At 65.7% G+C, this 17,771-nt stretch carries 21 protein-coding genes; 11 read left to right on the top strand and 10 right to left on the bottom strand.

All coding sequences use genetic code 11. From position 1 onward, the window contains the following. Positions 1-585 precede the first annotated feature (585 nt). The 3 genes from ROA7023_RS19785 to ROA7023_RS19780 all read right to left on the bottom strand — a co-directional run bounded on the left by ROA7023_RS19785 (position 586) and on the right by ROA7023_RS19780 (position 1,886). Entirely contained in the window at positions 586-807 is a 222-nt protein-coding gene (locus ROA7023_RS19785; RefSeq protein WP_085880727.1) for a DUF1127 domain-containing protein, read from the bottom strand. Positions 808-1,107: 300 nt separating this feature from the next. Beyond that, the gene (locus ROA7023_RS24580; protein ID WP_159458611.1) at positions 1,108-1,278 is read right to left on the bottom strand and encodes a hypothetical protein; all 171 of its coding nucleotides are present in this window, start codon (positions 1,276-1,278) and stop codon (positions 1,108-1,110) included. Next, the gene (locus tag ROA7023_RS19780) at positions 1,275-1,886 is read right to left on the bottom strand and encodes a calcium-binding protein (protein ID WP_085880726.1); all 612 of its coding nucleotides are present in this window, start codon (positions 1,884-1,886) and stop codon (positions 1,275-1,277) included. Before ROA7023_RS19780 ends, ROA7023_RS24580 begins: the two co-directional genes overlap by 4 nt. A 304-nt stretch (positions 1,887-2,190) precedes the next feature. Here ROA7023_RS19780 and ROA7023_RS24095 point away from each other — a divergent pair, with 304 nt between their 5' ends. From ROA7023_RS24095 to ROA7023_RS19755, 4 genes are all read left to right on the top strand, one after another. Then, positions 2,191-2,901 carry a hypothetical protein gene (locus ROA7023_RS24095; protein ID WP_159458610.1) on the top strand — a complete coding sequence of 237 codons (711 nt, stop codon included), beginning with the start codon at positions 2,191-2,193 and terminating at the stop codon, positions 2,899-2,901. Between the two features lie 404 nt (positions 2,902-3,305). Next, positions 3,306-4,058, top strand: a complete 753-nt coding sequence (locus tag ROA7023_RS19765; protein WP_143535674.1) for a sulfite exporter TauE/SafE family protein — start codon at positions 3,306-3,308, stop codon at positions 4,056-4,058. Positions 4,059-4,285: 227 nt separating this feature from the next. Beyond that, on the top strand, positions 4,286-5,749 hold the full coding sequence (locus ROA7023_RS19760) for a DUF7125 family protein (RefSeq protein ID WP_159458609.1): 1,464 nt from the start codon (positions 4,286-4,288) through the stop codon (positions 5,747-5,749). Further along, positions 5,736-6,896: a sensor histidine kinase gene (locus ROA7023_RS19755; protein WP_159458608.1), complete on the top strand. Its 1,161-nt coding sequence runs from the start codon at positions 5,736-5,738 to the stop codon at positions 6,894-6,896. The genes ROA7023_RS19760 and ROA7023_RS19755 overlap by 14 nt, the downstream gene beginning before the upstream one ends. 27 nt (positions 6,897-6,923) lie before the next feature. Here ROA7023_RS19755 and ROA7023_RS19750 read toward each other — a convergent pair whose 3' ends face one another. Both ROA7023_RS19750 and ROA7023_RS19745 read right to left on the bottom strand, forming a co-directional pair. Further along, positions 6,924-7,397 carry a PRC-barrel domain-containing protein gene (locus ROA7023_RS19750; protein ID WP_085880720.1) on the bottom strand — a complete coding sequence of 158 codons (474 nt, stop codon included), beginning with the start codon at positions 7,395-7,397 and terminating at the stop codon, positions 6,924-6,926. Between the two features lie 206 nt (positions 7,398-7,603). Next, a complete protein-coding gene (locus tag ROA7023_RS19745; protein ID WP_085880719.1) occupies positions 7,604-8,263 on the bottom strand; it encodes a ferredoxin reductase domain-containing protein in 660 nt (219 codons plus the stop codon). Between the two features lie 269 nt (positions 8,264-8,532). Between ROA7023_RS19745 and ROA7023_RS25515 the strand changes: the two genes are divergently transcribed. Next, positions 8,533-8,655 (top strand): hypothetical protein, encoded by a 123-nt coding sequence (locus ROA7023_RS25515; protein WP_268808023.1) that lies wholly within the window; start codon positions 8,533-8,535, stop codon positions 8,653-8,655. A 36-nt stretch (positions 8,656-8,691) separates the two neighbouring features. After that, positions 8,692-9,033 carry a hypothetical protein gene (locus ROA7023_RS19740; protein ID WP_085880718.1) on the top strand — a complete coding sequence of 114 codons (342 nt, stop codon included), beginning with the start codon at positions 8,692-8,694 and terminating at the stop codon, positions 9,031-9,033. Between the two features lie 132 nt (positions 9,034-9,165). On the opposite strand, the gene ROA7023_RS24575 is transcribed toward ROA7023_RS19740, so the two are convergent. Beyond that, the gene (locus ROA7023_RS24575; protein WP_159458607.1) at positions 9,166-9,519 is read right to left on the bottom strand and encodes a response regulator; all 354 of its coding nucleotides are present in this window, start codon (positions 9,517-9,519) and stop codon (positions 9,166-9,168) included. Positions 9,520-9,969: 450 nt separating this feature from the next. On the opposite strand from ROA7023_RS24575, the gene ROA7023_RS19730 reads away from it, so the two are divergent. The 3 genes from ROA7023_RS19730 to ROA7023_RS19725 all read left to right on the top strand — a co-directional run bounded on the left by ROA7023_RS19730 (position 9,970) and on the right by ROA7023_RS19725 (position 11,950). Continuing rightward, positions 9,970-10,998: a sodium:calcium antiporter gene (locus ROA7023_RS19730; protein ID WP_085880716.1), complete on the top strand. Its 1,029-nt coding sequence runs from the start codon at positions 9,970-9,972 to the stop codon at positions 10,996-10,998. A gap of 177 nt (positions 10,999-11,175) precedes the next feature. Then, positions 11,176-11,328, top strand: coding sequence for a hypothetical protein (locus ROA7023_RS24570; protein WP_159458606.1), 153 nt, complete (start codon positions 11,176-11,178; stop codon positions 11,326-11,328). 4 nt (positions 11,329-11,332) lie between these two features. Then, entirely contained in the window at positions 11,333-11,950 is a 618-nt protein-coding gene (locus ROA7023_RS19725; protein WP_085880715.1) for an exopolysaccharide biosynthesis protein, read from the top strand. A 33-nt stretch (positions 11,951-11,983) separates the two neighbouring features. Here ROA7023_RS19725 and ROA7023_RS19720 read toward each other — a convergent pair whose 3' ends face one another. The 4 genes from ROA7023_RS19720 to ROA7023_RS19705 all read right to left on the bottom strand — a co-directional run bounded on the left by ROA7023_RS19720 (position 11,984) and on the right by ROA7023_RS19705 (position 13,595). Next, positions 11,984-12,646 (bottom strand): NUDIX hydrolase, encoded by a 663-nt coding sequence (locus tag ROA7023_RS19720; RefSeq protein WP_085880714.1) that lies wholly within the window; start codon positions 12,644-12,646, stop codon positions 11,984-11,986. A 92-nt stretch (positions 12,647-12,738) separates the two neighbouring features. Beyond that, on the bottom strand, positions 12,739-12,951 hold the full coding sequence (locus tag ROA7023_RS19715) for a hypothetical protein (RefSeq protein ID WP_085880713.1): 213 nt from the start codon (positions 12,949-12,951) through the stop codon (positions 12,739-12,741). A gap of 109 nt (positions 12,952-13,060) precedes the next feature. Then, the gene (locus ROA7023_RS19710) at positions 13,061-13,273 is read right to left on the bottom strand and encodes a hypothetical protein (protein ID WP_085880713.1); all 213 of its coding nucleotides are present in this window, start codon (positions 13,271-13,273) and stop codon (positions 13,061-13,063) included. A 109-nt stretch (positions 13,274-13,382) separates the two neighbouring features. After that, positions 13,383-13,595 carry a hypothetical protein gene (locus tag ROA7023_RS19705; protein WP_085880712.1) on the bottom strand — a complete coding sequence of 71 codons (213 nt, stop codon included), beginning with the start codon at positions 13,593-13,595 and terminating at the stop codon, positions 13,383-13,385. A 504-nt stretch (positions 13,596-14,099) separates the two neighbouring features. Between ROA7023_RS19705 and ROA7023_RS19700 the strand changes: the two genes are divergently transcribed. Together ROA7023_RS19700 and ROA7023_RS19695 are read left to right on the top strand one after the other, a co-directional pair. Then, positions 14,100-16,379 (top strand): mechanosensitive ion channel domain-containing protein, encoded by a 2,280-nt coding sequence (locus ROA7023_RS19700; RefSeq protein WP_143535672.1) that lies wholly within the window; start codon positions 14,100-14,102, stop codon positions 16,377-16,379. Positions 16,380-16,921: 542 nt separating this feature from the next. Further along, positions 16,922-17,746, top strand: coding sequence for an aspartate dehydrogenase (locus ROA7023_RS19695; protein WP_234992356.1), 825 nt, complete (start codon positions 16,922-16,924; stop codon positions 17,744-17,746). Positions 17,747-17,771 lie beyond the last annotated feature (25 nt).

The following is a 17,771-nucleotide window of genomic DNA, read 5'->3' as shown; positions in this document are numbered from 1 at the left end:
AAATACCTCTGATTTTCTTCTCCGCCTCGTAAGCCGAAACCCCGTCTGGCGCCCCGACCAAGCATCGCTGCCCTGCCGGTGAAGGCGTATCTACGGTTTGATGACCTACCCCGCAAGTGCTTTTTTCAAAAAATCTCCTCGCGACCCAACTTTCTGCCAAAATTGTTTGGATACAGGCGGTTACGTGGAACGGAACCGCATCCAGCTGACCAAAAACCCCTCGTGGCCGGGGAATCAGGCCCTGTTTTCTGCGTCATCCAGGGGTATGCCGCAGGGTCACCTTGCGTGTCCTGGCTGATTGGTCTTTGCCCCACTCGGGACACACACCTTCGCCATCAGCTCTCTTGTCGGAGCCCCGCCCATCCCCTCATCACGCAGCGATACCGCCGCGCCAGAACATCCATGGGGGAGTGCGCAGGAATGGCAGCATAGAACCGGACGGGGACGACAGAGTCTCTGGCGACGTGGGTGAACCGCCGCCCGAACGAAAACCGCCGGGCATGGGACCCGGCGGAAGTCGTTCTGCTGTTGAACCGGGACCACAAGTGACCCGGAGGCATTGCACCGCTTCGGCGCCATGCCAAATCAGGCTTTCTCGGCCGCCTTGCGGGAGATGCCCGCGATCTCGCTGCGGTGGAATCCGAAATCCGCCAGATCCCGGTCGCTCAGCGTATTGAGCTCGTTGTACGTCCTGAGATAGACGGCACGGCGCTCGGCCCGGCGGCGGATCGACGTGCGCAGCTGCTGGATCCGGGATTTCAGCCCGCCTTGGTAGAGGCGTCCGATATTGGTCTGTGCATAGGCCATGTGAAGCCTCCTTTTTGTTGCCGACGTCGACCGACGCCGCTCAAGGGGAAGATAGGCGTATGCTGCGGGTGCACAATCCACATTCCTGAATTGCTGCCATGCAGCATCGACAAGGCTGCTGTCCTGGCTTCGAGCCGCTCTTGGCTGGCCCGGCTGAGGTTCTTGTAGGGTTCGGATCGTCAGTCGACGTTGAACTGTTCTTCGCTATCCAAGGACTAGAATGCCCGCGTGGAAATGGGTTCATCGACTGCGCCAGGACGCCGTTTGGCGCCGCGGCCACGGATCTTCCGGCCGGCCCCCTCACACGAACCGAAAATCATCCTCCACATCCGCCGGCGCGATGCCCTGCAGGAAGATGATATGCCCGTCGATCACCGCCTCCGTCCCGCCGCCCCTGGCCGTCAGAGAGATGTCGCGCGGCGACATGTCCAGCAGCACCTCGTCGAAATCGTCCTGGAACCCGGTGATCACATCCCGCTCGCCGCGGCTCGGCGCCGTGAACAGGAAATCATCCGCCCCGGCCCCGCCGAGATGCTGTCATTGCCGTTGCCGCCGTTCAGGTCGTCGGCGCCCTGCAGGCCCAGAATGGTATCGTCGTCGTTCCCTCCGTAGATCGAATCCACCCCCGAGCCGCCGCGGATGTCATCATCCCCGTCGTCGCCCCGCAGCGTGTTGGTCCCGTTCTTCACCAGAAGGTCGTCGTCGCCCTTCCAGCCCCTTAGATCATCATTTCCTGAATAACCCGTTACCCGGTCATTCCCCGCGCCGCCGGAGCCGACATCATTTCCATTGCCGCCGTTAACGTCATCGTCACCAGTGCCGCCGTATATGGTGTCGTCATCGTTGCCGCCGATGATGAAATCGCGGCCCGAGCCGCCGTCGATGACGTCGTTGCCATCGTCGCCGCGCAGGGTGTTGTTGCCGTCACCGCCGCTGATGATGTCGTTGCCAAGATCGCCGATGAGGATGTCGTCGCCGCCACCTCCGAACAGCGTATCGTTGCCGCCCGAGCCGAAGAGATCCTCGCGGGTATGACCCGAGTTTAGGACGTTGTCGTTGTCGTTGCCAAATTGGGACATGAAAGCGTCGTTCCTTGCATTCGGCTGTGTCAGCGCAATCTCGGGCTCCGAACGGCCGCCGCGGTTTCCGCCGCGACGTCGCGTCGAAACGGCCGGTCGAGCGGTCCGCTTGCAAGCCCTGCCACTTTCGTCAGGGTCGGCGGGCCGTTCTGCGACAAGGTGTGCCCGATATCCATTCACCCCCCCCCAGCCCCCCCGGACCGATCCGTGCCGCACGGGGGTCCTGCCCCGCCGCCATCGAAGGCAGCGCCAGCAACGCGCGCGGCACGACAACGCTGACGTCCGGGTCGGCAGCGGCCTCGTGGTGGGCCGCGTCAAGTTCCGTCATCAGCGGGCTCGACAGCGCGTTCAGCTTGTCGTGCGGGTTGAACAACAATTTTCGGACACAGGGATGACGGGTCGAGATCACCATCCGAACCATGGCCTGCCCCTTGACGGCACCGCCGGTGGGGCCTTCCGCGAAGTAGCGTTCCGATGGAAGAACACCGCCATCACCGGCATCGAGACCATCGCCCTGGCATGCATGATCCTGCGTCTGGACCGGGATGGCGGGTGGCGCAGGCCCCGGAAGGCAGTGCGCACCACCCGGTGCCACCTGGAACGGTTCGGCCCCTCGATCCAGTCACATCGGCTCGGCCCCGAACAAGGTGTGGTCGGGCTGGATGGCCGTCCGCCGCTCGGTATGCGCCGCGGGTCAGCAGCGTATTTATCCCCGGCCCCTCCCGTCCGAAGGGAGCAGCACGTCGAGCGCATTGTTGGCCACCGTCGGATCCGTCAGCGCCCCGATCCCGGCATGGGCGATCCGCTGGATTTCCGCGGCAAGGCGGAGCTTTGCCTCGCCTTTGCCGATCATGCGGGTTTCGCGCCGCCACAGCGTATTGCCGGCGCACTGCGTGATCTCCTCTCGCCGGCAACGACCTCGGAGCATTCGTTTCCCGCGGCATGGATCCGGATCGGCATGTTCCGATCGCGTCGGCCGGATGTAGGGCCGCGCGGGTCACGCAGGGGGCTGTAGATGCCGCCGGACCGTCGATCATCTGAGCGGGATTTCGGGCCATGTTGCCGCCGATGGCCCCGTTGCAATTGGCGGGAGAGGGCAAGATGGACCTCATCGAAGGAGCCCTGCCCTGTCGGGGATCCCGGAGGATGCGCAGACGGATTTCCCTGGTCCACATCTGCAAACCAGCCGGTCGGGAATGGCCGGCGCCGCAGAAGCCGCGCTGGATCAGGTGGTTGACAGGGGGCTCCCGACGGGCCGATACGACCTTCGGGTTCCGGGGCGGCAGGCGGTCCGGTTGTCCGCGACATCGACAGTCGTGCGGGGTGGCAGCCCCTGGGGCCGGACAAGGTTCATGCCGGACAAGGAACCTGTGGGGCAGACGCGGCCGCATGCACCGGGCGCGAGACAAGGAATTCGACGTGACACATCCCGAGCTTTTCTGGTTTGCCGCCGTCGCGGCGGCGCTGTTCGTCGGGGCCGCCAAGGGCGGCCTCCCGATGATCGCGCTCCTGAGCGTGCCGAACATGTCGCTGGTCATGTCACCGCTGCAGGGGGCCGCGCTGCTGCTGCCAGTCTACCTGATCAGCGACGCCTACGGGATCTGGATCTACCGCCACGCCTTTTCCCGCAGGAACCTCGCGATCCTGGCCCCGGCGACGACCATCGGCGTTGTTGCGGGATACCTCTTCGTCGGGCGGATCGACGAGAATGCGGTGCGGATCGTCATCGGCGCGGTCGGGCTGACCTTCCTGGCCATGCAAATGGTGTCGCGGCTTCAGGGCGGGGCCGCCGCGCGGCCGGCCGACATTCCGCGCGGGCTGTTCTGGGGCGCGGTCTCAGGCTTCACCAGTTTCGTGAGCCACGCCGGGGGCCCCGCTTTCCAGCTTTACACCCTGCCGCAGCAACTGCCGAAAATGACCTTCGCCGGGACGGCGACGATCCTCTTTGCCTACGTCAACCTGATCAAGGTGCCGCCCTACCTCGCCCTCGGCCTGATCGGCTGGGGCGATATGGGGTCCGTCCTGATCCTGTCGCCGGTGGCGATTTTCGGCGCCTGGGCAGGATACCGGATCACCCGGGTGATCCCGGAGCGGCTGTTCTTCATCCTGGTGGAGATCGCCCTGCTGCTGATCTCGCTGAACCTGATATGGGCGGGCCTTCGGGCAGGTTGAGCCGCGGTTGCTGCATGCGGCCCCAGCTGGCCGCGCCGCCCCGGATCCGTCGGATTCCGCGGCCATATTCACGATGCCTGGGTGCGGCCCGCGGCAGTCGCGGCCTCGAGGTTTGGATATTTGCTTGCCCTGTCCGCGCCGTGTGGCCTACAACCGGGGGTCGTGAAAGCGTCATTCCGGGAGAGGTGGTCCCCGGGGGGACGTCTTGGGCGAAACGAGTGAAATTGATGAAGATGACGCAAGACGACGAGGGCGAAAAACACGTGCCGACCGGCATCAGCGGGCTGGACCGGATCCTTATCGGGGGCTATCCGGCGGGCCGCATCATGCTGGTCGAAGGGGCGCCGGGCACGGGCAAGACCACCCTCGCGCTTCAATTCCTGATCGAGGGCGCCCGGCGGGGCAAGAAGGCGATGTTCTTCAGCATCGCGCAATCGCACCTCGAGCTCGACATGATCGCCGAATCCCACGGGTTCGACATGTCGCAGGTCGACACCTTGACCCCCGAGCTGGGCCATGATGGCAGCTCGCGTGTGTTTTCCGTCGACAGCGATCAGGCCGATCTGGTGGGCCTGATGGACGAGCTCAACCGGGAGCTGGACAAGCACAAGCCGGATCTCTTCGTGTTCGACTCGCTGCTGGAACTGCGCCTTCTGACCCAGCAGGAGACCCATTACCGGCGCGAATTGCTGGCCCTGCGCCGAAAGCTTCGCGAGATCGGCTGCACATCCCTTCTGGTCGACCACCTGGAGCCGCAATGGGGAGAACGCAATGCCGAAGGCATCGTGCACGGCGTCATCAAGCTGGACAGTGTGACACCGCCGATCGGCGTGGTACGCCAGCGGCTGACGGTGACCAAGCTGCGCGGTGCGCCCTTCGTCCAAGGCTACCACGATTTCCGGATCGGGACCGGCGGGATGGTCGTCTATCCCCGGGTCATTCCCAAGGATGCCGAACCGGTGACGATGGAAGAGATGCTCGAACCCTCGCATGATGGCCTGAGGGACATGCTCGGCGGTGGGCTTGAATTCGGGTCGACCCTGCTGATCGCGGGCCAGTCGGGGACCGGGAAATCGACCCTGGCCACGGTGCTGGCCAGCGATGCGGGCAAACGCGGGCTGACCTCGGCGATGTTCCTCTTCGAGGAGCGCACGGCGGTCCTGCGCCAGCGGTCCAGACAGGTCGGGATCGAGCTTGCAGAGCAGGAGGAGCACGGCCGGGTCCTGCTACAGCATTTCGACCCGGCCGAATTGTCGACGGGAGAGTTCTCGAACGCGGTGTTGTCGGCGGTGAACGAGGGCGCGCGGGTCATCGTGATCGACAGCTTGTCGGGCTATCTCGAGGCGCTGCCCGACCAGAGCCACGCGTTGATCCACCTTCATACGCTGATCAAGCACCTGGCCATGCGGGAGGTCCTGGTGATCGTCACCATTTCCCAGAGCGGCCTGCTCGGAGAGCCGCCGGCAACGCAGCTCAACAGCAGTTTCATCGCGGATTCCGTCATCCTACTGCGGCAGTACGAGAGCAATTCCGAGATCCGGCGCTCCATCGCCGTGCTGAAGAAACGCCAGGGCGATCACCTGCGCAACATCCAGGAACTGGTGATCCGGCCGGGCGCGGTGGAGATCCGGCATGTCTCGGCCGAAACCGAAAAGCGGACCAAGTCAGAGTCGACGCTTGGCGGAAGTTGACGAGATCGCCGGCGCCCCGGATACACCCGTTCTGGTCTTCGCCCCGCTCGGGGACGATGCCGTGGCCATTGCAAAAATCGTCGAGGCAAGCGGGCTCACGGCGCTATGCGTGCCCGACGCCCCTGCCCTGATCTCGCGCCTCGATGGGGGCGGGGCAGAGGGCTACCTGTTCCTCGTCATCAGCCACGAAGGCGCCGAGCTCGAGGTCGGCGAGACCCTGTGCACCGTCCACGAGAGCGAGCCCATGTGGTCGCGGCTGCCGGTCATGTTCCTGGTGAACGATGTGCTGAACCTGCCGCCCGCCTGCAGGATCCTGTCCGAGTGCACGGCGGCCGCCAACTACATCTGCCTGCAGCGGCCCGCCGGACCTTTCGTGCTGACGCAGCTTTTCGGCACGTCCAACGAGAACCGCAAACGCCAGTTCCAGAGCCGCGACCTGATGGATCGCCTGAGCGCCGAGGAAAAGCGCAGCGCCTTTCTGTTGGAGGAGTTGCAGCACCGGGTGCGCAACAGCCTGGCGGTGCTTCAATCGCTGTTCAAGCTGACCTTGCGCAGCGCCGACAGCGTCGCCGACCTGGACGAGGCCTTCAGCGCCCGACTGCGCAACCTGTCGGAGGCCTATTCGCGTCTGTCCGACAGGGAAGGACGCAGCCCGGGCCTGCGCACGATCCTGTCCGATCATGTCGCCCCTTACGCAGCCAGCACCGCCCAGTACAGGCTGGACGGCGATCCGGTCGAGCTGAGCGAGAAGGTCACCTTCGACCTGGCGATGACGGTCCACGAGCTTGCGACGAACGCCGCGAAATACGGGGCGCTGTCGACCTCCGGGGGCCAGGTCTCGATCTCCTGGCGCAGACTGCCGGACGACGGCAACCTCGAGATCCTTTGGCAAGAGCGGGGCGGCCCGCCGGTCTCCGAGCCCAAGGTGCAGGGCCTGGGCTCCTCGCTGATCGCCAATTTCCGTGCCGGTGGCGGCCCCGCGCCCGAGATCTCCTTCGAGCGGGGGGGGCGTGGTGTGGCGAGCGGTGCTCGCGTCAAGCGAGCTGATCTGGCCGGAGACGTCCTGACCCCGATCGTGTGGGTCCACCTTGGCGGGAGGGCCCGCGCACGAAAAAAGGGGGTGCGAAGGCCCCCTTTTCCGTCCTGAACGTCGCGACGTCAGGCTGTGGTCAGCTTACCACCATTCTTCTTCGACTTCCGGAAGATCTTCGAGCTGATCCTCGGTCATCCGCACGACGTAGTCGATCTCGCCGTCGCTGGTCGCCACACGGCGCACATCGTTCATGCTGAGCACGACGGTGTCGTCGCCGATGTCGAGGAACCCGCCGGACGAGACGATCAGACCCGCGGTGCGGCCGTCTTGGGAAAAGACGATGTCGGTCACGTTGCCGATGTCTTCCCAGTTGGGGCCGACTTCGTCGAACATGTCGACGTCCCATTCGGCGTCGGTGTAGTCACGGTCGATGGCGTAGATGTCGCCGCCGACGATCTCGCTGGAGCGGATCATGTTTTCGATGTTGCCCGAACCGGTCAGGCCGGATTGGCTCATCTCGGATTGGTTCATGTCGCTCTCGGACATGTGGGCTTCGGCGAATGCCGTGGTCGCGCTGAGGGCTGCGACGGAGCTGAGAAGCATAAAGCGTTTCATGGTTGCCTCCTTGTTTGAGGTTGCGATGTCCAGTGAACCGGCCGGGGCGACCCATGTTCCGGGACCTTCCGATCTTTTTTGAGAATTTCTGTTCCTTCGGCCCGCGGGCGGCCTCCTGGACGGGCGGATGGGGACAGGCGGATGGGGAAGGGCGGATGGGGCGGCGGGTCCCGTGGGCCCACCGATCCGGGCGTCAAAGCCGGGGGCTATTCTTCCTGGACGATCCGCTCATCCGTCACGCCCCGTTCAGACAACGCCTTGGTGACGGCCTCGATCATCGGCGGCGGGCCGCAGACATAGAAGGTTCCGTCGAAGTCGGACACCGCCTTGTCCAGAACGGCACCGTCCAGCGGGCCATTCAGGTGCCCGTCGTCCTCGGCATCGGTGACATAGACGGTCTGCAGACCGTCCATCGCGTCCCATTCCTCGCGGAGGATGATGTCCCGCTCGGCCTTGTTGGCGAAGACCAGCCGGTCGTTCATGCCGCCATCGCGGGCATGTTTGCGCAGGATCGGAATGAAGGGCGTCATTCCCGCCCCGCCCGCGATGAAGGTGCCTTGCCCCTGGTCCGAGATCGCCCCCCAGGGCTCGTCGGCGAAGGCGCGGTCGCCCGGGCGCAGGTCCTTGATCCGCGCGGTCACGCCCTCATGGTCGGGATAGCTCTTGATGACGAACTCGATCATCCCCTCTCCGGGCTGCGAGGTGAATGTGAAGGGACGTTTCTCGTCGCGAATGCCGGGCAGGTCGAACGCAAGCTCGGTCGCCTGGCCGGGGGTCCAGGTCAGCCCCTCGACGGGCTCGAAATGCAGAAAATGCGTGTCATGGGTCACGAGGCCGATTTCGGCGAGTGTCAGCGTATAGGTCAATTCGGATCTCCTGTCGGTTTCCTGATCGCGCGGCGCCGGGCCGGCCTGGCGGGGCCCGCGCAGCCGGGCCCAGGACCAAACCCCTGCTGCGGGGGATCGTTCCGCCGCGTCCCCCGATCGCCCGCGTCTCGCCCGCGTCTCCCGCCCGCGGGTAGCGCGCGGGAGACGCGGGCGAACGGACAAGACGGAACAATGAGGTGGTCAGGTCGTTGTGTTCTCAGTGCGCGGATTTACTTCCCCCCGCACGTGACCTTGACCGGGAGTGGACGATGCCAAGCAACATTCGAGAAACCTTCGGAAACTGGCTGGGTGGCCTGATCGACAGCGTCCTGCCCAAGCCCGCGCCGGTGCCGCGGCCGGTTCCCGTGAGGCCCAACCGGCCGCGCGGTTGATCCGTCCCCTGACGCATCCGCAAAAGGAGACCAAAGATGAGTGACACGACAAAACACGACCCAAGCATTCCCGGCCCCGCGACCAAACCGGTCGAGGAAACCACCCAGACGCCCCCTGCGGGACGCCATTCGGCTGATGCCGCAGCCACGGCCGCGACCCCTGGCCAGCCCATGCCCGCCGAAGATGCGCAGGCGCAAGAGCGGCTGGACGATCAGCCGCCAACGCAGGAATCCCTGGGCTCGCAACAGCCGATCACCGACGATGACCCTTGGACCCGCCCCGAAAACAGCGCCGAACCGCTTGGGCTGAACGGCGAGACGGAGTTCTGGGACACCCCGGAAGAGGACGAGAGAGAAGAGGAAAGCTCGGACCGCTGATACCAGGGGCGGCGTTCTTGGACGGCTCGATCTCCAGCGCGGGCGCCGCCCGGCAGAACGAAGGCGCACCCTTTCCCGGGGGGCACCTTCCTTGCGCGGAGGATCCGGCCAACACCGGGCCCTGAAATGGCTTCAGCCGGGCTCGCTCAGAGCGATCATCAGGTCCGCGTAGCGGACGGGCTTCTCGACGACGGGCAATTCGCGCATCTCGTCGGGTATGTCGGACGCCGCGAGGCCGGTCAGGAATACGACGCGCGTGCCGCGACGCCTCAGACCCTCTGCCAGCTCAAAGCTGTTCTCGTCCACCAGGTTGACGTCGAGCAGGGCGCAATCGGGCTGGTGATCCGCCACCACGGCCTGCGCCTCGGCGATGGTGCCAACCGGCCCCAGAACCTGCCATCCTGCGTCTTCGGCCTGAAGCTTCAGATCCATGGCAACGATGACCTCGTCTTCGACGATCAACACGACGCGAGGGTCTTCTTTCATCATCAACTCCAGCCCGACCACGGCCCGGGTCCAGGCACAGGCTCCCTTCCATAAGATCGAGGAAAGCTGCGGCCTCGCCCCCCGCTCGTCAGCGCACAAGCTGGGAAGACAGATTGAAAGGCCCCCGCCGGCTCGCCAGTCTAGCGCCAGCCCGTGACAATCGTCCACACCCCGCAGTGCGCCCGCGCGACAAACCCTTCCATTCCGTCGCGGGAGTGCGCATTTCCAGGTCAAATTCCCCGTCAAATTCCCCGTCAAACGTCCCTGCCCGCCCCGGATCGGCGGCCATTCGCACCCGACGAGACGGATCCGCGTCGGTGCCGGGCCGGTGCGCTTCGCCGTTGTCATCCCGCGCCAGCCCACCGGTTGCGCAGCGACCGCGCGGCGGCACGAAAAGGCCCCGCCGTCAGAAAGGCGTGAACGAATTGCCCTGTCGCGAGTTGCCGAGCTATGTTCGATCCCCTCGCCACCCCGCTTCTGTTCGCCATCTTCGCCGCCGCCGCCCTCGTCGTCCTGACCGGCGGGATACGTATGACCGGCCAGGCCGACCTGCTCGCCGACCGCACGGGTCTGGGCGAAGCGCTCGTCGGCGGCGTGCTGCTCGGGGCGGCGACCTCGCTCTCGGGGACGATCGTGTCGGTCACGGCGGCGATGGACGGGCGGGCCTCGCTCGCCTTTTCCAATGGGATCGGCGGGATCGCGGCGCAGACCGCGTTTCTGGCGCTGGCCGACATCCTCTATCGCCGCGCCAACCTCGAGCACGCCGCGGCCGACCTCGCGAACATATTCCAGGGCGCACTGCTGATGCTGATGCTCGCACTGCCGCTGGTCGCCTGGCTGGGCCCGGACGCGGCGATCCTCGGGCTGCACCCGGCGTCCTACCTGCTCCTGGTGATCTACGCGGGCGGCGTCTATGCCTCGAACCGCGTGCGCGAAGAGCCCATGTGGGAAGCCGTCGAAACCGACGAGACCGCGCCGGACGAGGAGGATGAGGAAGAGGAGGACGCCCCCTCGACCCGGAAGCTGGCGCTGTCCTTCGCCGCCATCATGGCCGCCATGGCCGTCGCGGGCTGGGTCATCGCCAGCGTGGCGGGCGTGCTGACCGACCGGTTCGAGATCAAGGCCTCAGTCGTGGGCGCCTTGATGACCGCGGTCGTGACCTCTCTGCCGGAGCTGGTGACGACCCTGGCCGCCGTGCGGCGCGGGGCGCTGCAACTGGCGGTGGGCGGCATCATCGGTGGCAACACCTTCGACACGCTGTTTCTGGTGATGGGGGATGCCGCCTATCGCGAGGGCTCGCTCTATCACGCGATCGGGAAGGACGACGTGTTCTGGCTGGCGATCGGCCTGTGCATGACGGCGGTGCTGACCCTGGGCCAGCTCTACCGGCAGCGGCAGGGCCCGGCCGGGATCGGGATAGAGAGCCTCTCGATCCTCGGGATCTACCTGGCCGCGATCGCGATCCAGACGATCCTGTGACACTCATGCGCCGTCCGGAGCTTTGCCGCGCGGCCCATCCGTCCTTCCGGGGCTCCGGGGCGTAGGGTGGTGGAAATTTCTGATCGAAATCGCCCCTTTGTCGGGAACACGCGGGGCGCTCACGGCATTGCCTATGCAGGGGCCGGTGCCCTGCCCGCCCAATCCAAGGAGTGCCCCATGGCCGCGATCCACGCCCCATCTGCCCCCGATGCCCTGATCGCGGGGGACGGCGTGGCGGGCGTCAGCGACAGCCGGGAGTCCCGCGCCTGCGCCGCAAACGCCGGGGCGTCCCTGTCGCGGCATTGTCTGCCCTTGCGTGAGAGGTCCTGAGCCCATGGCCCACGCAATTTCGCAGACCGCCCAGGGCGGCCATCCCGTGCATGATATCATCGAGCGCCTCGAAAAGTCGGCCGAGGGCGAGCGCGTCAGCGTGGGCGACGTGGTGCAAGCCTTCGGTCGGCGGTCGTTTCTGCCGATGCTGATGGTGCCGGCTCTGCTGGTTCTCTCTCCACTGTCGGGCATCCCGCTATTCTCATCGCTCTGCGGCATCACCATCGCCATCGTCTCGGGTCAGATGCTGTGGCCCGGCCGCGATTGGCTGTGGCTGCCGGCCTTCCTGTTGCGACAGGACATGCGCGGGGAAAAGGCGCGGGCCGCGCTGATCAAGCTCTATCGCTTTGCCAACTGGCTGGATGGCCATGCGCGGGAACGGATGTGCTGGCTCGTCCTGCGCCCCGGAAGCCGGATCGTCGAGGCCGTGTGTTTCATGTGCGGCTGCGCGATGCCGTTCCTGGAGGTCGTGCCCTTCTCCTCGTCCTTCCTCGGAGGGGCCGTGGTGCTCATGGGCATGGGGCTGCTCGCGCGGGACGGCCTGATCGCGGCGGCGGGGCTCGCCGCGATCTCGGGCATCCTGCTGGCGATCTACATAGCCGTGACCGCCTTCGGCGTCTGAGCGGTGGTGGGCCGGCGGGATGAGCCCTCACCCTCACTCCGGCTTCAATCGAAACAGGGCGGCCGGGCGATGGCGCCCGCCAGTGGACTTTTCACCGGTATCCTCGATGGACCATTCGTTGGTCAGCCATTTCCTGAAGTTGCGCTTGTCCATGTCTTCGCCGCGCAGGGTCTCGAAGACCTTCTGCGCTTCCGACAAGGTGAACTTCTCGGGTAGAAAGTCGAAGGCGACGAGGCCGCTGTCATGGATCGAGGCCGTCACGTCCCGGGCCAGCTGGGCGCGGCCGTCGGCCAGGATCTGAGCGTGGTCGAAAGCAAGCGGCGGAAGCTCATCGACCGCGAACCACCGCGCGTCCAGTGCATCGCTGCCGCCCTTCGCGATCAGATCACCCGATTGAACCAGCGCGATGAAGGCGATCGTGATCACGCGCCCCCGGGGGTCCCTGTCGGGCGCACCGTAGGCGCGAAGCTGCCGGAGCGGGATGTCGGAGAGCCCGGTCTCCTCCTCGAGCTCCCGCAGGGCGCCGCTGCGCAGGTCCTCCTCCATCTGGACGAAGCCGCCGGGGATGGCCCAGGCCCCCTGGAAGGGGTCGACCTTCCGTTCGATCAGCAGCACCTGGAGGCGGCCGTCACGGATCGAGAACACCAGGATATCCGTCGTCACGCTCGGCCGCGGAAACTCATATGTATAGCTCATCTTGCCTGTCCCTGTCCTTGAGGTGCCGAAAATCCTGTCCGCGAAAGCGTGACAGGATTCTCGGGAGGCTTGAATGGGGGTTGGTGCGCGGCTCAGTAGCACTGCCAGACGGTGACCCAGTTGCCCCAGGCGTCGTAGAGGGTGACCCATTCGCAGTAGTAATTGACCTGCTCGGCGCCCGTGACGGTCTCGACGGTGGGCGCCTGGGCGGCGACTTCGGGGGCAAGGCTGGCAGCGGGGGCCGCGGCGTTGGACAGGGTGGCGATCACGGTGAAGGCGGCGGCGGTGAGAGTGGTCTTGAACATGGTGTTCTCCTGTTTGTCCGAGAGGGTGGGTATTGCTGGTGATCGAAGGGTGAAAGTTGGTGTCTGGCGGCGCCCGCTGCGAAAGGGGGGGGCGCCGCCGGTGCGCGGCTCAGTAGCACTGCCAGACGGTGACCCAGTTGCCCCAGGCGTCGTAGAGGGTGACCCATTCGCAGTAGTAATTGACTTGCTCGGCGCCCGTGACGGTCTCGACGGTGGGCGCCTGGGCGGCGACTTCGGGGGCAAGGCTGGCAGCGGGGGCCGCGGCGTTGGACAGGGTGGCGATCACGGTGAAGGCGGCGGCGGTGAGAGTGGTCTTGAACATGGTGTTCTCCTGTTTGTCCGAGAGGGTGGGTATTGCTGGTGATCGAAGGGTGAAAGTTGGTGTCTGGCGGCGCCCGCTGCGAAAGGGGGGGGCGCCGCCGGTGCGCGGCTCAGTAGCACTGCCAGACGGTGACCCAGTTGCCCCAGGCGTCGTAGAGGGTGACCCATTCGCAGTAGTAATTGACTTGCTCGGCGCCCGTGACGGTCTCGATGGTGGGCGCCTGGGCGGCGACCTCGGGAGCAAGGCTGGCGGCGGGGGCCGCGGCGTTGGACAGGGTGGCGATCACGGTGAAGGCGGCGGCGGTGAGAGTGGTCTTGAACATTTGGTATCTCCGGGTTTCGTGTTGGGTTTGTGTTGGTGATGTCTGCGTCGTTTCGATGGTGTAGTAATGACACTAATAGATAGTGTAGTCAACAAACTAAATTTGACTCGGGCAGGTATTCCCTTAAATATATGTTTTTCAAATATATTTTATTGCGACCATCGCAGGCATCGGAGCCCCTTTCCTCGATCCACGGCTCGATTCTTCCCTGCGGGAGTGGCGCAAAAGGGGGCCGAGTCGCTGTTTCGGGGTCGGGACAACAGCGTCTGGCGCAAGACGGGACCTCGGAGGGCGTCCGAATAGGCGGACGGGATCCTCTCGCCGGCAGGGGGCGCGGCGCAGCTTCTGCTTTGCGGCTGCCATCACCCCGGCGTGACTGGCCCGATGCGCGTGTTTACAATCGAGCCTGTCGGTCTAGGCTCCGCACCGATTAACACAATCGGCGCCGGAGTCGGCCGGGACACACCCGGCCGGGCTGCCGGCATCGGAAAGCCGAAAGAAGGCATGACCCAACAGACCGGCCGGACCTACGCCCCCTTTTGCCGCGCGATCGCGCGTGCGCTCGCGATCGCGCTCTTCCTGCTGGCCGCCACGGCGGGCTTTGCGCAGGATGCCACCGCACCGGCCGAGCCCGCCGCGCAAAGCCAGACAGAGCGGCTTCTGGACATACTGCGGGACGACGCGGCGCGGACCGCCCTGATCGCGGAGCTGGAACGCGCCTCACCGGACACCTTGAGCCAGGCCGAGCCCGCCGCCGAGGAGCAAATCGCAGAGGTCTCCTTCGGTCGACGCCTGGCGTTGCTAACGGAGAGCGCCGCGGAGAACGGCGCGGACTGGCTGCAGCGGACCTGGCGCGGCCTCGCGCGAAGCCCGCAGATGTTCACCAGCCTCGGACAGGAGGAGCTTGGCGTGCTGGTCGAGGCGCTGCGGGAATTGCTCGTGGTGATCGCGATCACGGTGGCGGTCTTCGTGATATTGCGGCGGCTCATGGTCCCGATCTTCCGGCGCATGGGCGATCGCGCTTCGGATTCCGCCTTTGTCCGGACGGTTCTGTTGTTCTCGGGCTCTGTCGGGTTCGACATCCTGATCGTGATGATGACCTGGGGCATCGGCTATGCGATTGCGATCCTGGCGCTGGGGGACTTCGGCGATATCGGCATCCGCCAGACCCTCTACCTCAACGCCTTCCTGATCGTGGAACTGATCAAGGTGGCGTTCCGCGCGGTTCTCGCCCCGTCGTCGGCGGGCCTGCGGCCGGTGCCGCTGACGGATGAGGCCGCCCGCGGGCTCTATCGCAGCAGCAACCTGGTCATCAGCCTGCTGGGATATGGCCAATTGCTGGTCGTGCCGGTCATCAATGCCAATGCCTCGTTCCTCGCGGGGCGCGCCGCGTCGGCGCTGATCCTGCTGGTGGCGCTGATCTACCTCGTGCTGCTGGTGATCCGGAAACGGCGGCCGGTCTCTGCCTGGCTGATGGGTCTGGTCGCGCCGCCGGGGCCGGTGCCCATGCCCGGCGAAGACGGCGCCCCGCCGGCGATGGCCGCCCCGCGGCGGCGTCCGTCCCCCGGGCTGCAGACCCTCGCTCAAAGCTGGCACTGGCTTGCGTTCGCCTACCTCGGCACGATGCTTCTGATCGTGCTCACGCGCCCGGCGGATGCGCTTTATGCTGCGGTCTTCGCCTCGGTGCAGATCGCGCTGGCGCTGGTGGTCGCCTCGGTGATCTCGTCGGCCATATCCCGCGCCATCGCGCATGGCGTGACCCTGCCCGCGCACGTCACGAGCCGCCTGCCCCTGCTGGAGCGGCGGCTCAACGGGCTCGTGCCCGCCGCCCTGATCGCGGCGCGGCTTGCAATCGTCGCGGCGCTGACGTTGTTCGCCCTGGACGTGCTGGGCCTCGTGCCGGTGGCCGAGTGGATCCGCAGCGAGGCGGGCCTGCAGGTCTCGGGGGCGACGGCGAGCGTGCTGCTGATTCTGGCGATCAACCTGGCCGTGTTCCTCGCGCTGACATCCTGGGTCGACTACCGGCTGAACCCGGATTTCGGAAAGGTGCCGACCGCGAGAGAGCAGACCTTGCTGACGCTTTTGCGCAACGCGGCCACCATCGTGCTGGCCGTGCTCACGCTGATGATCTGCCTGTCGGAGATCGGGCTGAACATCGGACCGCTCCTGGCCTCCGCCGGTGTCCTCGGCCTGGCCATCGGGTTCGGGGCGCAGAAGATGGTGCAGGACATCATCACCGGCGTCTTCATCCAGTTCGAGAACGCGGTGAACGTGGGCGACGTGATCACGGTGGCCGGCACGACCGGCGTGGTGGAAAAGCTGACCGTGCGGTCGGTGTCGCTGCGCGATCTGAACGGCGTCTTCCACATCATCCCGTTCTCGTCGGTCGACATGGTGTCGAACTTCACCCGGGATTACGGCTTCTTCGTCGCCGACATGGGCGTCGCCTACCGCGAGGACACGACCGAGGCGAAGCAGGCCATGTTCGATGCCTTCGACGAGCTCATGGCAGATCCTGAACAAAGCCCGCATGTCTTGGGCGCGTTCGAGTGGTTCGGCCTGAACAGCTTCGGCGCCAGCGAGGTCGTGCTGCGCGCCCGGATCAAGACGTTGCCGGGCAAGCAATGGGGCGTCGGCCGGGCCTACAACGAGATCGTCAAGCGCACCTTCGACGAGCGCGGCATAGAGATCCCGTTCCCGCACCAGACCGTCTTTTTCGGCGAGCGCAAGGACGGCACCACCCAGACCCTCCACGTCGCCGACGACAGCGCCCCGAGCACCTGAGCGCACAGGTCCGGAAGGAGGCCGTCCGATCCGCGCCAGACGTGGATCGGCGGCAGCGCCCGGCCGCCCCCGAGGCTTTGGACGCCGATCGCGCGGGGGCCGAGGCCAGACGGGGAATTCACAACTCCCCGAACCGGCGCACGCGACCATTAATCGTCAGGGGTTATTAATTGGCACAAATATTCAATTTGTGGTCACTAATCAGCATGGCTAGCGTCGAGGGGAAGCAGATGCCGGTGCCTGACTTCGGCCCATCCGGGCCCGGGCGGGCAATTTCGCAAGGCAAAATCGCAGGGATGAATGCGAATTGTGGCAAGATATGATATCTGATGAGGCGCGGCAGCTGGTCCCCATCCAGCAGCGACAGAGCCCATCTGGCCACCGGGTCGAGGCAGCAGGTCTTGGCCGAAAGCCACTTCGGACGATGGAACGTTAATTCGAATCGGCCCTGCCCGACAGAAACATGCGTCCCGTGAGACGCAGAGTGCATGAGAGGTCTGAAAGCTTTTGTTCAGTCAGGAAAAGACCCAAGGAAAGCGCCCGTGACCGGTGAGGCCCCTCCCCTGCGCGTGGCCCTCGCGGGCTTTGGCGCGATCGGCCAGCAGATCGCCGAGGCCCTCGCCGCCGGCGCGGTCGAGGGCGTGGAGCTTGCCGCCGTATCCGCCCGTGACCGCGATGCCGCGGCCCGCCGCCTTCCGGAAAGTCTCCGCGACGTCCCGGTTGTGACACTGGAAGAGCTGGAGCCGCTGGCCGATGTGCTGATCGAATGCGCACCTGCCGCGCTCCTGCCGCAGGCGCTCGATCCTTTTCTGACTGCCGGAAAATCCGCCATCGTGCTGTCTGTCAGTGCATTGCTCGATCATTACGACATGCTCGTCGCCCGGGCCCGCGAGACCGGCGGCCGCATCGTCGTGCCGACCGGCGCCCTGCTGGGGCTCGACGCGGTGACCGCCGCGGCGGAAGGCGAAATCACCTCCGTTCGGATGGTCACGCGCAAACCCGTGCGCGGGCTGCTCGGCGCGCCCTATGTTGTCGAAAAGGGCCTCGACCTGGAGTCTTTCAAGACAGAGACCAGGATCTTCGAGGGCAGTGCGCGCGAAGCGGCGGCCGGTTTTCCGGCCAATCTGAACGTCGCCGCAGCCCTGTCGCTTGCCGGAATCGGCCCCGATCGCACGATGGTAGAGATCTGGGCCGACCCGGAAAGCACGCGCAACCGGCACAGCATCGTCGTCGAGTCAGACTCTGCCCGGCTCGACATGACCATCGAGAACGTCCCGACCGCAAACCCCAAGACCGGACGTATCACGGCGCTTTCAGTGCTGGCGATACTCAGAAAAATGACGTCGTCGATCAGGGTGGGGACCTGATCGGCCTCATCGCAAGGAGAGCTGA

Source organism: Roseisalinus antarcticus, from assembly GCF_900172355.1.
GTDB lineage: Bacteria > Pseudomonadota > Alphaproteobacteria > Rhodobacterales > Rhodobacteraceae > Oceanicola > Oceanicola antarcticus_A.
This window is presented reverse-complemented; position numbering and strand designations above follow the sequence as displayed.

Excerpts from the sequence above, each read along its gene's own strand:
- ROA7023_RS24575 (WP_159458607.1), bottom strand. The coding sequence starts at position 9,519 with ATGAAAGAAGACCCTCGCGTCGTGTTGATCGTCGAAGACGAGGTCATC.
- ROA7023_RS19760 (WP_159458609.1), top strand. The coding sequence starts at position 4,286 with ATGAAGATGACGCAAGACGACGAGGGCGAAAAACACGTGCCGACCGGC.
- ROA7023_RS19730 (WP_085880716.1), top strand. The coding sequence starts at position 9,970 with ATGTTCGATCCCCTCGCCACCCCGCTTCTGTTCGCCATCTTCGCCGCC.
- ROA7023_RS19780 (WP_085880726.1), bottom strand. The coding sequence starts at position 1,886 with ATGTCCCAATTTGGCAACGACAACGACAACGTCCTAAACTCGGGTCAT.
- ROA7023_RS19720 (WP_085880714.1), bottom strand. The coding sequence starts at position 12,646 with ATGAGCTATACATATGAGTTTCCGCGGCCGAGCGTGACGACGGATATC.
- ROA7023_RS19715 (WP_085880713.1), bottom strand. The coding sequence starts at position 12,951 with ATGTTCAAGACCACTCTCACCGCCGCCGCCTTCACCGTGATCGCCACC.
- ROA7023_RS19725 (WP_085880715.1), top strand. The coding sequence starts at position 11,333 with ATGGCCCACGCAATTTCGCAGACCGCCCAGGGCGGCCATCCCGTGCAT.
- ROA7023_RS19750 (WP_085880720.1), bottom strand. The coding sequence starts at position 7,397 with ATGAAACGCTTTATGCTTCTCAGCTCCGTCGCAGCCCTCAGCGCGACC.
- ROA7023_RS19700 (WP_143535672.1), top strand. The coding sequence starts at position 14,100 with ATGACCCAACAGACCGGCCGGACCTACGCCCCCTTTTGCCGCGCGATC.
- ROA7023_RS19705 (WP_085880712.1), bottom strand. The coding sequence starts at position 13,595 with ATGTTCAAGACCACTCTCACCGCCGCCGCCTTCACCGTGATCGCCACC.
- ROA7023_RS24570 (WP_159458606.1), top strand. The coding sequence starts at position 11,176 with ATGGCCGCGATCCACGCCCCATCTGCCCCCGATGCCCTGATCGCGGGG.
- ROA7023_RS25515 (WP_268808023.1), top strand. The coding sequence starts at position 8,533 with ATGCCAAGCAACATTCGAGAAACCTTCGGAAACTGGCTGGGTGGCCTG.
- ROA7023_RS19785 (WP_085880727.1), bottom strand. The coding sequence starts at position 807 with ATGGCCTATGCACAGACCAATATCGGACGCCTCTACCAAGGCGGGCTG.
- ROA7023_RS19710 (WP_085880713.1), bottom strand. The coding sequence starts at position 13,273 with ATGTTCAAGACCACTCTCACCGCCGCCGCCTTCACCGTGATCGCCACC.
- ROA7023_RS19740 (WP_085880718.1), top strand. The coding sequence starts at position 8,692 with ATGAGTGACACGACAAAACACGACCCAAGCATTCCCGGCCCCGCGACC.